Source organism: Flavobacterium sp. B167r, from assembly GCF_056824315.1.
The window spans coordinates 3,446,780-3,461,015 of sequence record NZ_CP124859.1 but is presented as its reverse complement, the minus strand read 5'-3'; the positions used below and the strand labels follow the sequence as shown (position 1 = coordinate 3,461,015).

16 protein-coding genes are annotated in these 14,236 nt (G+C 34.9%); 11 read left to right on the top strand and 5 right to left on the bottom strand.

The annotated features are described in order from the left end of the window. The 5 genes from QLQ96_RS15520 to QLQ96_RS15500 form a co-directional block, all read right to left on the bottom strand. On the bottom strand, window positions 1-924 hold the full coding sequence (locus QLQ96_RS15520; protein WP_482491550.1) for a hypothetical protein: 924 nt from the start codon (window positions 922-924) through the stop codon (window positions 1-3). A 304-nt stretch (window positions 925-1,228) separates the two neighbouring features. After that, window positions 1,229-1,606 carry a hypothetical protein gene (locus QLQ96_RS15515; RefSeq protein ID WP_482491548.1) on the bottom strand — a complete coding sequence of 126 codons (378 nt, stop codon included), beginning with the start codon at window positions 1,604-1,606 and terminating at the stop codon, window positions 1,229-1,231. Between the two features lie 174 nt (window positions 1,607-1,780). Beyond that, window positions 1,781-2,119 carry a nuclear transport factor 2 family protein gene (locus QLQ96_RS15510; RefSeq protein ID WP_482491546.1) on the bottom strand — a complete coding sequence of 113 codons (339 nt, stop codon included), beginning with the start codon at window positions 2,117-2,119 and terminating at the stop codon, window positions 1,781-1,783. A gap of 23 nt (window positions 2,120-2,142) precedes the next feature. Next, window positions 2,143-3,054 carry a helix-turn-helix domain-containing protein gene (locus tag QLQ96_RS15505; RefSeq protein ID WP_482491545.1) on the bottom strand — a complete coding sequence of 304 codons (912 nt, stop codon included), beginning with the start codon at window positions 3,052-3,054 and terminating at the stop codon, window positions 2,143-2,145. 30 nt (window positions 3,055-3,084) lie between these two features. Beyond that, a complete protein-coding gene (locus tag QLQ96_RS15500) occupies window positions 3,085-3,891 on the bottom strand; it encodes an SDR family oxidoreductase (RefSeq protein ID WP_482491544.1) in 807 nt (268 codons plus the stop codon). Between the two features lie 517 nt (window positions 3,892-4,408). Here QLQ96_RS15500 and QLQ96_RS15495 point away from each other — a divergent pair. From QLQ96_RS15495 to QLQ96_RS15445, 11 genes are all read left to right on the top strand, one after another. Continuing rightward, complete coding sequence (locus QLQ96_RS15495) at window positions 4,409-5,224, top strand: alpha/beta fold hydrolase (RefSeq protein WP_482491542.1); 816 nt, start codon at window positions 4,409-4,411, stop codon at window positions 5,222-5,224. Window positions 5,225-5,276: 52 nt separating this feature from the next. Continuing rightward, window positions 5,277-5,594: a phosphoribosylpyrophosphate synthetase gene (locus QLQ96_RS15490; protein WP_482491540.1), complete on the top strand. Its 318-nt coding sequence runs from the start codon at window positions 5,277-5,279 to the stop codon at window positions 5,592-5,594. A gap of 85 nt (window positions 5,595-5,679) precedes the next feature. Continuing rightward, the gene (locus QLQ96_RS15485) at window positions 5,680-6,312 is read left to right on the top strand and encodes a hydrolase (protein ID WP_482491539.1); all 633 of its coding nucleotides are present in this window, start codon (window positions 5,680-5,682) and stop codon (window positions 6,310-6,312) included. Window positions 6,313-6,418: 106 nt separating this feature from the next. Then, window positions 6,419-7,747, top strand: a complete 1,329-nt coding sequence (locus tag QLQ96_RS15480; RefSeq protein WP_482491537.1) for an alginate export family protein — start codon at window positions 6,419-6,421, stop codon at window positions 7,745-7,747. 185 nt (window positions 7,748-7,932) lie between these two features. Further along, window positions 7,933-8,667, top strand: coding sequence for a M17 family peptidase N-terminal domain-containing protein (locus QLQ96_RS15475; RefSeq protein ID WP_482491535.1), 735 nt, complete (start codon window positions 7,933-7,935; stop codon window positions 8,665-8,667). Between the two features lie 8 nt (window positions 8,668-8,675). Next, on the top strand, window positions 8,676-10,562 hold the full coding sequence (locus QLQ96_RS15470; RefSeq protein ID WP_482491533.1) for an amidohydrolase: 1,887 nt from the start codon (window positions 8,676-8,678) through the stop codon (window positions 10,560-10,562). 11 nt (window positions 10,563-10,573) lie between these two features. After that, on the top strand, window positions 10,574-11,005 hold the full coding sequence (locus tag QLQ96_RS15465) for a DoxX family protein (protein WP_482491531.1): 432 nt from the start codon (window positions 10,574-10,576) through the stop codon (window positions 11,003-11,005). A gap of 44 nt (window positions 11,006-11,049) precedes the next feature. Next, the gene (locus QLQ96_RS15460; RefSeq protein WP_482491529.1) at window positions 11,050-11,523 is read left to right on the top strand and encodes a Dps family protein; all 474 of its coding nucleotides are present in this window, start codon (window positions 11,050-11,052) and stop codon (window positions 11,521-11,523) included. A 9-nt stretch (window positions 11,524-11,532) separates the two neighbouring features. Next, window positions 11,533-12,201, top strand: coding sequence for a YoaK family protein (locus QLQ96_RS15455; RefSeq protein WP_482491527.1), 669 nt, complete (start codon window positions 11,533-11,535; stop codon window positions 12,199-12,201). A gap of 164 nt (window positions 12,202-12,365) precedes the next feature. After that, on the top strand, window positions 12,366-13,727 hold the full coding sequence (locus QLQ96_RS15450) for a sigma-54-dependent transcriptional regulator (protein ID WP_482491525.1): 1,362 nt from the start codon (window positions 12,366-12,368) through the stop codon (window positions 13,725-13,727). Window positions 13,728-13,856: 129 nt separating this feature from the next. After that, window positions 13,857-14,147: a GNAT family N-acetyltransferase gene (locus tag QLQ96_RS15445; protein WP_482491523.1), complete on the top strand. Its 291-nt coding sequence runs from the start codon at window positions 13,857-13,859 to the stop codon at window positions 14,145-14,147. Window positions 14,148-14,236: the final 89 nt, after the last annotated feature.

Genomic DNA, 14,236 nt, shown 5'->3' with positions numbered 1-14,236 from the left:
TTAGAATAAAGTATCAATATAAAGTTCGCTTTTCACGCCTTCAACTCCTGGCGTATGGTCGGTCGGAACTATAGTTCCTTTTATAATCAATCCGTTTTGGTTCATCATGATTAAATTTAATGTCCAATTTCCTGTCATCGTATAATTGACAACACCATGATACAAACCATCGTCTCCTTGCGTCAAATCTTTGTTATTTGGCGAAGAATGATTTCCCATAGAAGGTTCTGGCATTCTTGGATCTAATTTTAAAGTATATCCCAAAACCTCAGAATAAGAAAACTGTGTCGGATCTGGAAAAGTTCCCGCAGAAGTCGTTGGCTTATTATATTTGTAAACACCAGCAACCAACTGATTTTCTGAAACTGTCGGTTTTTGAGGCGAAATCAAAGCAATCACATATTGCTCGCCATCATTTCCTGTAAAAGCAGTCATATTAAGATTTTTATTGCTTTGTTTTTCTACCGTAACATCTTTATTGATCTCATATTTTTGGTTATCCGCCGTAAAACTGATGTACAATTTCCAACTTGCTGTAGTTGAACTTTCTCCCGTAAAAACAGAATAACCGCTGTAGTATTTATTAGCAGCATCATAGACAACATTATACTCGTGCGGGCAAGAACTTTTGCTTCCGTCGGCATTACTGATTATTGGTAGAAAAGTTACTGCAGCATTCGTCAACTCTTGATTGTTTTGAGTATTGATAATTTTTAAATGAAGCTCATTATATCCTTTGTAGAATGTTCCGTTTAAAGCTTCTATACTAACCTTATAGTTTCCGCTTATAAGCGAAGTTGCCTCTTTAAATTCAAGATTTCCAGGAACTTCAGAACCAGTTTCAGCTTCGTAATCTGTTTTATCAATTGTACAGGAAGTAACCGCAAATAACAATGCGATTATCCAAAAATTAAAAGATTTCATTTGATGAATGTTATAAAAAAACGTTTAAAATGTAGCATCAAGCCATAAATTTTTGAATATCAAAAAAGTCAAAATGCTAGTGAATAAGCCAAGAAAGTGGCAAACGTAAATGAAGTTGAAATATGGCTATTTCCTTCAATTACAAAGAAGATCAAATTCGTTTTAAAATAAATTCTATTTAAAAATATTACTCAAACTTAGATTTAAAATCCGCGAAAGCGAGCAACAAACCATTCAAAATTTCAACTTTAAAAAGTTGGAATTTGGATTTTTATAAAATTGAATTTAAAACAAAAAATGATCTCTAAACTGTGTAGAGAGGAGGATGAAAAGTAAGATTAGAAACACCAAGTGGTTTCTTCTCAAACAAAATAGAAGCGTTATCTTTTGATTCGATAACTGGAATTATGCTAAAATTGATTTCAGCAGTATTTTGAACATACACAAGCTCTAATTTATCTTTTAGGTTATCTTGCATTTTTCGTTCGTTGTCAGAATATTTTTTAATGCTTTTTTGAAGTTCGCATCGACCATTACAGCTATTGAAAGCTTGTTTACGTTGCACACAAATTGTCTGCGCAATTTCTTTCTGATTGATTTTAAAAGAAGCATAAATGAACAAGCTACCAAAAGATGGCGACAGGATTAAAATAGAAAGTGCTATGATTATTAACCTTTTCAAGTGCTTGTTTAAATATTTGCTGACAAAAGTACGTACAATTTTGTATTTATTTTAACGAAATCTGATTTTTTATTTAATAAAAGATAAAAATATCTTATTTTGGATTTATTTCTTGCTAAACAAACCCAATTCAGGAAAACTAAAAATGCTAAACAGTTACGTCTAGCATTTTTTTTAATAAATCAAATCTGCTTTTACAAAAATGATTTTCTTGTCTTTAAATTTAAAATCAAAAATCCCTCCTATTTTGCCTTCAGAGAAACTTCCTGTGAATTCTACTTCCAAATGTGCATTTTCAGCATCTATAATGGATAAGTCTACCAGCTTTGTATTGGTATTATAACCAATAAAATAACTTTCGAAATAATCTTTAATTCCTTTATGTCCAATGAATTTCTTCCCAACTGAAGGATCGTCTAATATTGCATCGGGCTGATAAAATTCCAGATATTTATCAGTATCAAATGCGTTGCTGGCGGCAAGCAGGCCGTTAATAAAATTATGTATGTCCATTGTGTTTTTTTTTATTGATTAACCTAATTCAAAAGGCTTTTCTTGTAATCAGAAGGAGACTGATTTGTTTTGCTTTTAAAAAGTTTATTGAAAGATTGCGGGTGCTCGAAACCCAAATAATATGCAATTTCTGCGGTGGTCATTTCATCTTTCGCCAGATATTCTTTGGCTTTTTCAATTACTTTTTCATGAATAAACTGCTGTGTATTCAATCCAATTAAATTTCGAAGCAAATCACTCAGATAACGAGGTGAAACCTTTAAACTTTCGGCAATGGCATTTACAGACGGAAGTCCTTTCATTAAAGATTTATCTTCTTTAAAATAGGCTTCCAGCTGTTCTTCTAATTTAGAAAGAAGATCATTATTGACCGCCTTACGCGTAATAAACTGACGATCATAAAAACGATTGGCGTAATTAAGCAGCAATTCTATTTGAGAAACAATAACGTCTTGACTGAATCGGTCAATTCGCTCGTTTAATTCATCTTGAATGAACTGATATATACTCAAAATGGTGTTTTTTTCTTTTTCAGAAAGATAAAGTGCTTCAGCCGCAACATAACTAAAAAATCCGTATTGTTTAATTTGTGAATTTAAAGCGTACGAACAAAATAAATCGGGATGAATATGCAACGACATTCCATCATAATCGGCCTCTTCTTCCTGCATCCGCAACAATTGTCCAGGGGCTACAAAAGACATTCCTCCTTCTTCAAAATCATAAAATCCTTGACCATATTTTAGCCTTCCAGAAAATTTTGTTTTAAAAGATATTTTATAAAAATTCAGAATAATACCGCCTTCAAGATCGGTTGCATCAAATTTGGCCTCTCCATAATTTATAATACTTATAAGCGGATGAAGCGGCGCAGGCTGTCCCATCGATTTGTGCAATTGGGATAACGAATTGAATATTGCGGGCTGTTTTTTCATTGGAAACAAATTTAATTGAAAAACATCTGGTTACATTAAAAATTGGGAACGCATTTTCTGAAATTGATTTTCGGGAGTAATCGAGAGTCGTTCATTATATAATTCATTGGCATCATTTCCTGCAATATATCGCAATTGATTTTTACCATCTGTTGCGGCATTATAGATAATTTCTGCCACCGTTTCTGCTTTGGTATAATTTGCAATTTGTTCTTCGCTATAACCTTCACTTACTTTAGCAATTAAATCTTTGTAAGCTTCGTGCAAACCACCCTGCAAAGATCTTCCTGCAAAATCAGTTTGCATTCCGCCAGGAGCAATTACTTTTACTTTGATTCCAAATTGAGCCAATTCATAAGCCAAACCTTCAGAAAATCCATCAACTGCGAATTTTGACGCATTATAAATCGAGCAAGTCGGAAAACCTAATAATCCAAATGTAGAAGTTATATTAATGAATGTTCCGCTTTTTCTTTCTCTAAAATACGGCACGAAAGCTTTTGTAACATTGATTACGCCAAAAAGATTGGTCTGAAGCTGATCATTAATCTGATCTTCGCTCAAAGATTCTAAAGGTCCAATTAAACCGTAACCTGCATTGTTTAGCACGACATCGATATTTTCTGTTTTTAAAATTTCTTTTATCGTTTCTTTTATTTGCGATGAATGTGTAACATCTAGCGCTATGACTTTTACATTTTCTAATGCCGTTAATTCGGTTTCGTTTTTTGGTTTGCGCATTGTTGCAATTACATTCCATCCGTTTGCGTGAAATAATTTAGCCGCTGCTTTTCCTAAACCTGATGAAGCTCCTGTAATAAAAATTGTCTTTTTCATTTTTGTAGTGTTTTAATAATTGTACACTGCAAAATTGCTTCTAATGAATGTGCTATCTGTAGCCAAAAAGGATAATAGATTAGTCAAAATAACTTCGATGTAAAATTTTCTTTAAAAAGACTTTAAATGTCTTTTTTACATAAAAAACAACGAGCGCTTCATAAAACAACGAAATATCGTAAATTTAAAAAACTTAAAAATCCTTCAATCCCTTTAAAACAAAGGCACTGCAAATAAGGCATACTAATTGGCTACTCTCTGGCATCAATTATAAATATAAAAGTTCGAAATATAAAAAGCGACGAAATATCCTTGTTTCTAGGTACTCTGCAAGTGAAATAAAAACAAAAAAATCACTTCTTAATCTAGGTTAACCAATGCAGGTTTTATTCTATAATATATTTGCATCAGAAACATTATAACAATAAACATATAACAAACTATATGTTAAAAACTTAAACATAATAATTAGTAATTCAAATATTTCCAAATATAATTAATCCTAAAATTAAAAATCATGAGTACATTTACAGTAAAAGACGGAACACAGATTTATTACAAAGACTGGGGAACAGGACAACCAATTGTTTTTCACCACGGATGGCCTTTATCAAGTGATGATTGGGACGCGCAAATGATGTTTTTCCTTCAAAAAGGATATAGAGTTATTGCACACGATCGCCGCGGACATGGTCGTTCTAGCCAAACTTCTGAAGGAAACAACATGGAAACTTACGCATCTGATATCGCTGAATTGACTGAATTCTTAGATTTAAAAGATGCTATTCATATTGGACACTCAACTGGAGGTGGTGAAGTAATTCGCTACGCCGCTAAATACGGAAAAGGACGTGTTGCAAAAGCAGTAATCATTAGTGCTGTTACACCAATAATGATTTTAAACGAATCGAATCCAGAAGGTGTTCCATTGTCAGTTTTTGACGAAATCAGACAAGGAACAGCATTTAACAGAGCCCAATATTTTTACGATTTTCCAATTCCTTTTTATGGATGGAATCGTGAAGGACAAACTGTTCACGAAGGAATTAAACATAATTGGTGGCGTCAAGGAATGATGGGATCTGTTTTAGCGCATCATGATGGAATTAAAGCATTCTCTGAATCAGATTTCACAGAAGATCTTAAAAGTTTAGACATTCCAGTTTTAGTATTGCACGGTGAAGATGACCAAATCGTTCCTTACGGTCAAGCTCCGAGAGCAGCTAAATTATTGAAAAACGGAAAATTAATTTCGTATCCAGGTTTCCCTCACGGTATGCCAACTACAGAAGCGGAAACAATTAATAAAGATATTTTAGATTTCATAAAATAATCCATAATCACTACCTGTGAATATTCATTTACAGGTAGTTAAATCTAAAATTATGATTTTTTTCCAACAACCCTCTTTTGATACGGTTACAGAAGCTTTGCAATGGTTAAGCACACAAGGTTTTACAGAAAACTTTAATCTTGACAGCAATTGCATTCGTTACAATAACAATACACAAAGCATGTCGCCAGAAGAATTCAAAATTGAATATTTATTCCGTTTTGAAGGAGATACCGATCCTGGAGATGAAGATATCGTATACGGCATCATCTCTGAAATCTACAATATTAAAGGTGTTTTGACCAGCGCTTTTGGAATCTATGCCGATTCAATTTCTGCTGAAATGATCAAAAAACTTTCAACACATTAATTTTCAACAAAATAACGATATATCGCTAATGATCGTTGACTTTCATTAGCCTAACCAAATTAAAAATCTTAAAAATAAATATCTTATGAAACCATCAGTTAACTTATTATCCCCAGATAATCACGCATTAGTATTAATCGATTTTGAAGGACAAATGGCTTTCGCAACACACAATATTCCGTTAAGCGAATTACGTACCAATGTGGCAATTGTTGCTGGAGCATCGAAAATTTTTAATGTAGAAACAGTTGTAACTACAGTTGCAGAAGAAAGCTTCTCTGGTCCTGTTTTTCCAGAACTGGAAGAATTTTATCCAATTGCAATTTCTGGCTACATTGACAGAACTACAATGAATACTTGGGAAGACGAAAACGCTTATAAAGCAATCACTGGAAAAAACAAGAAAAAATTAGTCCTTGCAGGATTATGGACAGGCGTATGTATTGTTGGTCCAGCTTTATCTGCAATTGAAGAAGGTTACGAAGTTTACGTTATTACAGATGCTTGCGGCGATGTAACTGTTGAAGCTCATGAGCGTGCTGTACAAAGAATGATTCAAGCTGGAGCAATTCCTGTAACTTCTATCCAATATTTATTAGAGCTTCAAAGAGACTGGGCACGTGAGGAAACTTATGTTCCTGTAACAAACTTGATGAAAAAATATGGAGGATCTTATGGTTTAGGTATTCACTATGCTCACAACATGTTGAAACACTAATCTGGCTAATTCTTTTATTATAAATCTCTTACGCTTCATTATGTTGGAATCATCAAAATCCATATTATCAAAAATACTTTTCATATGTATTGTTTCTTTTCTTTTAATGGGAAACACGGCATCGGCTCAAAGTTTTAAGCTTTTGCGTTATGATGAAAATTATGAATTCTTAAAAGATTCAAACCGAAACTTTTATGAACGATTAAAATTCATTCCGTTAAATCAAGAAAAAGACATTTATATGTCAATTGGTGGCGAAGCCCGATATGAATACGTTGATTTCAACAATGAAGACTGGGGAAGACTTAATATTGGACACAACAATTTCTTACTCCAACGTTACGATCTTCATGCCGATGTGCATTTAGGAAAACGCGTTAGAATATTTGCCCAATTGAGAAGCGCTCTAGAAGATGGCCGTACAAACGGAGCTCGCGGTATTGACGAAGATCAGCTGAATGTTCAGAATCTTTTTCTAGATGTGAATGTCTGGCAGCAAAAAGACAAAAAAATAACCGTTCGCGCCGGAAGACAAGAATTGGATTATGGTTCTGGAAGACTGCTTTCTGTTAGAGAAGGTCCAAATGCGAGACTTTATTTTACAGGTGGAAAAATAATGTATTCTTCTGAAAGAGTATCCATTGATGCTTTTGCTATGATGGCCGATACGGTTCACACAGGAGTTTTCGATAATAAAATGTCCAAACAGCTTAATCTTTGGGGAGCATATTCTAAAATAATTTTCCCAAAAGCAGGAAATCTCGATCTGTATTATCTCGGGTTCAGAAGAGACGAATCTGTTTTTGAAGAAGGAATTGCTCCTGAAAGAAGGCATACAATAGGTTCTAGATTATGGAAATACGGCGGCGGTTTTATTTACAACCTTGAAGCAGCGTATCAATTCGGAACTTTTGGTTCTGGAAACATCAATGCTTGGACAGGTTCTGTTGATCTTGGATATATGTTTGAAAATGTAAAATTTAAACCAACCATCAATCTTAGAAACGATTATATCTCAGGAGATAAAAATCAAGGGAACGGAAATCTTCAGACATTTAATCCGCTGTATCCAAAAGGAGGATATTTTGGTTTTAGTCCGCAAGTTGGGCCAGTAAACCTTATCGATATTCATCCTTACGCAACGATGGATTTATTGCCGCAGCTAAAGATGCAGGTCGATGTGGTTTTGAACTGGAGATTCTCAACAGAAGACGGAGTTTATAGACCAAGCGGTGTCCTAAACCTTCGCGGAAGCGATTCTGACGAAAGATATATCGGAACTGCCTATCTCGCCAATTTTACATACAGTGTAAACAAATATATTTCGGTTGTCAGCGGTATTCAGTATTTCAAAACAGGTGCTTTTATCAATGACATTATCCCGAACTCAAAAGATGGGGTTTTCTTTAACGCCAGACTTGTATTCAAATTTTAAACAAACAATTAATATAATTTTAAACACATAGAAACATAGCTTGTAGGAATGTGTAAAAGGCGTTTCACTTGCATAAAGACACATCGCTATGTGTTAGAAACTAGTTTCTTTCTTTTTTCTTTTTTTTAAGTAAAAAACTCTATGTCTCTATGTGTTTAAAATTTCTCACCACTAAACTTTCAAAAATGAAAACAAACACTTCAGCATACAGATTTAGATTTTCGCATCTATTTCTTTTAATTATAACATTTGCAGGCACTTTTAGCAGCAATGTTTTTGCACAAACAGCTTCAATCGGTTCTACGGTAACTTGGGGGAAAGTAGACGGAATTGCAGTAAACGGATTGGTTCAGGGACCATCTGCAGCAGAAGCTGACTTACAAGTTGCCTGCGTTTTTGAATATACAGAAGGTGATATCTTCAATCCTCCTGCCCTTCCAGCAAACTTAAACGGAATGGTGCATTTAGATGACGCTTTAAAAGGAATCATTACAGAATTACGCAAAAGCGGAAAATTTACAGGTCATTCTCTTGAAACTTTATTGATTACGCCTCCAAAAGGAACTTTAGCATCAAAACAATTATTATTAATCGGATTGGGAGACCGCAATAAATTTACACCCGATTTAATGAAAAGTGTTGGAAGCACTGCAATGCGCGAAGCGTTACGTTTGGGCGTTTCTAACTTCTCTTTTGCAAGTGATATCAAAGATGCGGGAATCGATTCTCCAACAGCTCTTGTGGCAGAAAATGTAGTTTTAGGTTCTTTTGAAGCTTACAGAACTCAGGCTTATTTGAAAGATAAAAAATTAGCAAACTACAAACCTTTAAACAAAATAATTTTATTGGCAGGCCCTGCTTTTTATACGGTTGCAGGAGAAGGAATTAAAGAAGCAATTACAAAGTTGAACGCAAAATAATCGAAATTATGAAAGCAGATTTAATTTTATTCAACGGTAAAATTCATAGTTTCAATGCTGAAACTCCAAACGTAACAGCTGTTGCAATCAAAGACGGAAAATTTATTGCTGTTGGAAATGACAGCGACATCATGACTTTTGCTTCTGAGGAAACCAAAATAATTGATCTTCAGAATAAAAGAGTTGTCCCTGGAATCAACGATTCGCACATTCACTTAATTCGTGGTGGTTTAAATTATAATTTAGAATTACGTTGGGATGGCGTTCCTTCTTTGGCAGATGCGCTTCGAATGCTAAAAGAACAAGTTGATCGTACGCCAAATCCACAATGGGTTCGTGTGGTTGGCGGTTGGTCAGAATTTCAATTTGCTGAACGCAGAATGCCGACTTTAGAAGAAATCAATGCGATTGCACCAGATACTCCTGTTTTTATTTTGCATTTGTATGACAGAGCAATTATGAACAGAGCAGCATTAAGAGCGGTTGGTTACAATAAAAATACGCCTGCACCTCCTGGAGGACAAATCGAACGCGACTCAAATGGAGAACCAACCGGACTTATTATAGCAACTCCAAATGCGATGATTTTGTATTCGACTTTGGCAAAAGGTCCAACGCTTTCATACGAGCATCAAATCAATTCGACTCGCCATTTTATGAAAGAATTAAACCGTTTCGGAATCACAAGTGTTATTGATGCTGGAGGTGGATTTCAGAACTTTCCAGACGATTATAAAGTCGTTAATGAATTGAACGAAAAGAAACAATTGACGGTAAGAATTGCCTATAATCTTTTCACTCAAAAACCAAAACACGAATTTGAAGATTTTAATGACTGGATTGATACGGTAAAATTATATCAGGGCGACGATATGTACCGCCATAACGGAGCGGGCGAAATGTTAGTTTTTTCTGCCGCTGATTTTGAAGATTTCCTTCAGCCAAGACCAGATCTTCCAGAAAACATGGAAGCGGAGCTGGAAAAAGTTGTTCGTCTTTTAGTAGAAAATCGTTGGCCGTTTAGACTTCATGCAACTTACAACGAAAGTATTACAAGATTTTTAAATGTTTTCGAAAAGATCAATCAAGACGTTCCTTTCAACGGACTTCCATGGATTTTTGATCACGCCGAAACGATTGACGAAAGAAACATTGAACGTGTAAAAGCGTTAGGCGGCGGAATCGCAGTTCAAAGCAGAATGGCATATCAAGGTGAATATTTCACAGATCGTTACGGAGCAAAAGCTGCAGAAAACACTCCGCCAATCAAAAAAATGATTGAAATGGAAGTTCCAGTTGGTGCAGGTTCAGACGCTACACGTGTGAGCAGTTATAATCCGTGGGTTTCAATGTATTGGATGACGGTTGGAAAAACAATTGGAGGATTGCAATTGTATAACGAAACAAGATTGAACAGACAAACTGCTTTAGAATTGTACACTAGAGGAAGCGCTTGGTTTTCGCAAGAGCAAACTAAAAAAGGAGATATTAAAGTTGGAATGTTTGCCGATTTAACCGTTTTAGATCGCGATTATTTTACGATTGACGACGAAGACATCAAAAAAATCGAAGCCGATTTGACCATTGTAGACGGAAAAATTGTGTATGCTAATGGAGATTTTTCTTCGTTCTCACCGCCACACATTCCGATTTTACCAGATTGGTCGCCAACAAATATTTACAACGGATATCCAGTAAGAAGCAGTTTCCAAAGTGCCATTGAAAAAAATGCAAAAGCAGATGCAAAACCAAAACTTACTTCGCAGATTCACAGCTGTAGCGGAAGTTGCGATGTTCATTTGCACAATCACGACGCTGCGAGAATGAGCAATGTTCCAGTAAACAATTACAATGCATTTTGGGGCGCTTTAGGCTGTTCTTGCTTTGCTTTCTAAATTTTAAAGAAATGATCGAAATTATAAAACAAATATTGCATTCCGATTTAGGGAATTTATTTAATAATGCGGCGCTTTTAGCATTTAGAGTGTTACTGGCAATTGAACTTGTCAGAGTACACGGAATGAAAAAATTTAGAGTTCAAAATGGAGAAAAAGAACACGTTCCAAATCCGTTGCATCTGCCTGAAAAACTAAATGGCTTAGTTGCCACATTTTCAGATACTGTAATTCCGTTTTTTATTATTCTTGGACTCGGAACACGTCTTGCCGTTCTCCCAACAATTGGCGTAACCGCAATTGGCTATTTTGTAGTTCATAGAAATGATTCTCTAGAAGTGCGCGACGTTCCTTACATGTACACTTTATCACTATTACTGCTTCTTGCGCTTGGTGCAGGAACTTATTCACTAGATAATTATCTACTAGCATTATTAAATTAATTCATAATTAACATAAAACATTATTCATCAAACCTAATTTAAAAATGAAAACAAACATCGGAATTAAACAAGAAAACATAGACAAAGTAGTTGATATCTTAACTAAAATTTTGGCCGACGAATATGTACTTTATACCAAAACCAAAAGAGCACACTGGAATGTCGAAGGTCCGGATTTCTATAACAAACATCTTTTCTTCGAACAGCAATATGATGCAATTGATGAAATTGTAGATAGCGTTGCTGAAAGAATCAGATCTCTAGGACATTATGCACCAGGAACTTTAAAAGATTTCTTAGCTTTAACTCATCTTTCAGAAGAATTAAAAGAGAAAAACGACAGTACTGGTTTCATCAAGGAATTGCTTGTAGATCATGAAAGCATTATTATTTACTTACGTGAAAACATCAATAAAATTGCAGGAGATTTGCAAGACGCAGGAACAAGCGATTTTATCACAGGTCTTGTAGAAAATCATGAAAAAATGGCGTGGATGCTTCGCGCACATTTAAAATAAAAACAAATTATGGAAATTCAACAAAAAAATATTTGGTACGTAACCCTGCTTTTAACCATTATAGCAGGATATTGCGATACTGTAACTTTTGTCGCAGCCGATTCGATATTTTCAGCTCACGTAACAGGTAACTTTATTGTTTTTGCGTATCAGATTGTCAAAGGTTCAAACATTCATGCTTGGATAAAACTGCTTACTTTCCCTGTTTTTATTATTGCAGTAATTACAGGAGGAAGAATCGCTCTAAAAGCAACCAATCGCTATACTATTTTATTTTGGGAAGGTATAATTTTGGTTTTAAGCGGCATTGCATCGTATGTTTTTGGCTATTTGCAAAACTTCGAAGAATGGACAATGTACACCGTTGCAATGACAACAGTTTTTGCAATGGGGCTTCAGAATGCTTTTGGAAAGCTTTACGCGAAAGAAACGCACGGCCCGACAACTATGATGACAGGAAATGTCACTCAAGCTTCTCTTGATTTAGGAAACTTATTAAAAAACAGATTTAAAGATGCTGAAGTATTTTTAAGTTTTAAAAAACAGCTTGTTACCTTAATCGGATTTCTTGTAGGATGTTTTCTAGGAGCAATTGCAGGAAAGTTTTTCGGATTAGGAACTTTAATTCTGCCAGGAGCAGCAATGATTATTTGCTACTTATACCACCGAAATAACTAAGCAAAACGCCTATTTTTCAGATTGCAGATTTCTGAGAATATAGTATCTTTAAAAAATGATTTTAGTGCTCTTTTCTCCAAAAAAAGAGCGCTAAAATCCATCTAAAAGAAATTTCCAAAAAGCTCCAAATTCTTGGCTATTCTTGAAATTATTCAAATAATGTAATGAAGGAGAAACTACTAATTGTTGAAGATGAATTTATAGTTGCAAATGATTTAAAAATCATACTGCAAAAAGTGGGCTATCAAGTTGTTGGTATTGCTGCTTCTGTGGCTCAGGCAAGAAAATTAATCGAGGAAAAAAAACCTGATTGGATTTTGTTAGATATCATTTTAAAAGGCAATCTAACTGGAATTGATTTGGCTTGGGAACTACGCGAAATGAATCTGCCTTTTCTATATATTTCAGCAAATACCAACCAAAGTACGCTTGAGGCTGTAAAAGCTACGCATCCGTACGGTTTTACGGTAAAACCTTTTAGAGAAAAAGATCTTACTGTAATGCTTGATATTGCCAGATATCGATTTAATCAAGAAAAAGAAGATTTGGAGATAACGCAAATCGGCAGTGAAAATCAGGAAATTCAAGGAATCATTGGTCAAAGTTCTCTTTTAAAAGAAGCCATTGAAAAAATAAAAATTGCAGCGCCTGCCGAAACTTCTGTTTTGATTTTGGGCGAAAGCGGTACAGGAAAAGAAAGAGCGGCACATGCGATACATGAACTTTCGGCACATAAATCAAATCAGATTGTGGTTGTAAACTGTGCAGCTTTACCACATTCATTAATAGAATCTGAGCTTTTCGGGCACGAAAAAGGTGCTTTTACAGGAGCTAATGCATTAAGAATCGGTAAATTTGAGCAAGCCAATAACGGAACTATTTTTCTGGATGAAATTGGCGAATTACCGCTTGATTCTCAAGTAAAACTTTTACGCGTTCTACAGGAAAAGGAAATTCAGCGTCTAGGAGGCAATAAAACCATTAAAATTAATGTTCGTATTGTAGCCGCCACAAACAAATCGTTGGAAAAAGAAGTTGCCGAAGGACGTTTCAGATTGGATTTATATTATAGGTTAAATGTTTTTCCTATACAATTGCCTTCTTTAAGAGAGCGTAAAGAAGATATTGAAGTATTAGCTAATTATTTTCTAAAAAAATACTCCGCGAGTTCTAAAAGAAATGTAAACAGAATAAGTGCAATAGCATTAGAACAATTAAAAAATTACAATTGGCCAGGAAATGTGCGTGAATTAGAACATTTGATAGAAAGAAATGTACTTCTCTCCAAAACAAACGAAATTGAAAAATTTGACTTACCTTCCATTACCCCTACTGTCTCTTTAGAAATCGGAACGGGTAAACTAAAATCCATGGAAGAAATGGAAAAAGAACATATTATGAATGCGCTTCAAATCTGCAATGGCAAAGTTTCTGGTGCTGGCGGTGCCGCTGAACTTTTAAAACTCCAACCGCAGACTTTGTATTCAAAAATGAAAAAATTAGGAATAAAGCAGGGATATAATTAAATGCGTAGGTTAACCGCAAAGAGCGCAAGAAATTACGCAAAGTTCGCAAAGCTAAAATTAAATCTTTGTGAACTTTGCGCTGACTTTGCGCCTTCGCGGTTAAATCTCACGCAATAAAAAAACAAATATATGGAAACAATAAAACTAGAATTAGACGAAAAAAAACATGGAGCTTTTAACCTCTATGTTGACGATAAAAAACAAGGAGAAATGACGGTAAGCATCAAACCAGATTTATTGACGGTTTATCACACAGGAGTTGAACCAGAAGCAGAAGGAAAAGGTTATGCTAAGAAACTTTTAGAAGAAATGGTTTCTTATGTACGCGCCAATAACATGAAAGTTTTACCGCTTTGTCCTTACGTTCACGCACAATTTAAAAGACATCCAGACGAATACGAAGATATTTGGAAGAAATAATTTTTGATACTGTTTGTCATTTCGACGAAGGAGAAATCGAACGCGGGATTCGACAAAGATTGAATTCACTTTATTGAGCTACTAGTGCG

Excerpts from the sequence above, each read along its gene's own strand:
- QLQ96_RS15505 (WP_482491545.1), bottom strand. The coding sequence starts at position 3,054 with ATGAAAAAACAGCCCGCAATATTCAATTCGTTATCCCAATTGCACAAA.
- QLQ96_RS15475 (WP_482491535.1), top strand. The coding sequence starts at position 7,933 with ATGAAAACAAACACTTCAGCATACAGATTTAGATTTTCGCATCTATTT.
- QLQ96_RS15490 (WP_482491540.1), top strand. The coding sequence starts at position 5,277 with ATGATTTTTTTCCAACAACCCTCTTTTGATACGGTTACAGAAGCTTTG.
- QLQ96_RS15450 (WP_482491525.1), top strand. The coding sequence starts at position 12,366 with ATGAAGGAGAAACTACTAATTGTTGAAGATGAATTTATAGTTGCAAAT.
- QLQ96_RS15495 (WP_482491542.1), top strand. The coding sequence starts at position 4,409 with ATGAGTACATTTACAGTAAAAGACGGAACACAGATTTATTACAAAGAC.
- QLQ96_RS15500 (WP_482491544.1), bottom strand. The coding sequence starts at position 3,891 with ATGAAAAAGACAATTTTTATTACAGGAGCTTCATCAGGTTTAGGAAAA.
- QLQ96_RS15520 (WP_482491550.1), bottom strand. The coding sequence starts at position 924 with ATGAAATCTTTTAATTTTTGGATAATCGCATTGTTATTTGCGGTTACT.
- QLQ96_RS15485 (WP_482491539.1), top strand. The coding sequence starts at position 5,680 with ATGAAACCATCAGTTAACTTATTATCCCCAGATAATCACGCATTAGTA.
- QLQ96_RS15460 (WP_482491529.1), top strand. The coding sequence starts at position 11,050 with ATGAAAACAAACATCGGAATTAAACAAGAAAACATAGACAAAGTAGTT.
- QLQ96_RS15465 (WP_482491531.1), top strand. The coding sequence starts at position 10,574 with ATGATCGAAATTATAAAACAAATATTGCATTCCGATTTAGGGAATTTA.
- QLQ96_RS15510 (WP_482491546.1), bottom strand. The coding sequence starts at position 2,119 with ATGGACATACATAATTTTATTAACGGCCTGCTTGCCGCCAGCAACGCA.
- QLQ96_RS15480 (WP_482491537.1), top strand. The coding sequence starts at position 6,419 with ATGGGAAACACGGCATCGGCTCAAAGTTTTAAGCTTTTGCGTTATGAT.
- QLQ96_RS15445 (WP_482491523.1), top strand. The coding sequence starts at position 13,857 with ATGGAAACAATAAAACTAGAATTAGACGAAAAAAAACATGGAGCTTTT.
- QLQ96_RS15470 (WP_482491533.1), top strand. The coding sequence starts at position 8,676 with ATGAAAGCAGATTTAATTTTATTCAACGGTAAAATTCATAGTTTCAAT.
- QLQ96_RS15455 (WP_482491527.1), top strand. The coding sequence starts at position 11,533 with ATGGAAATTCAACAAAAAAATATTTGGTACGTAACCCTGCTTTTAACC.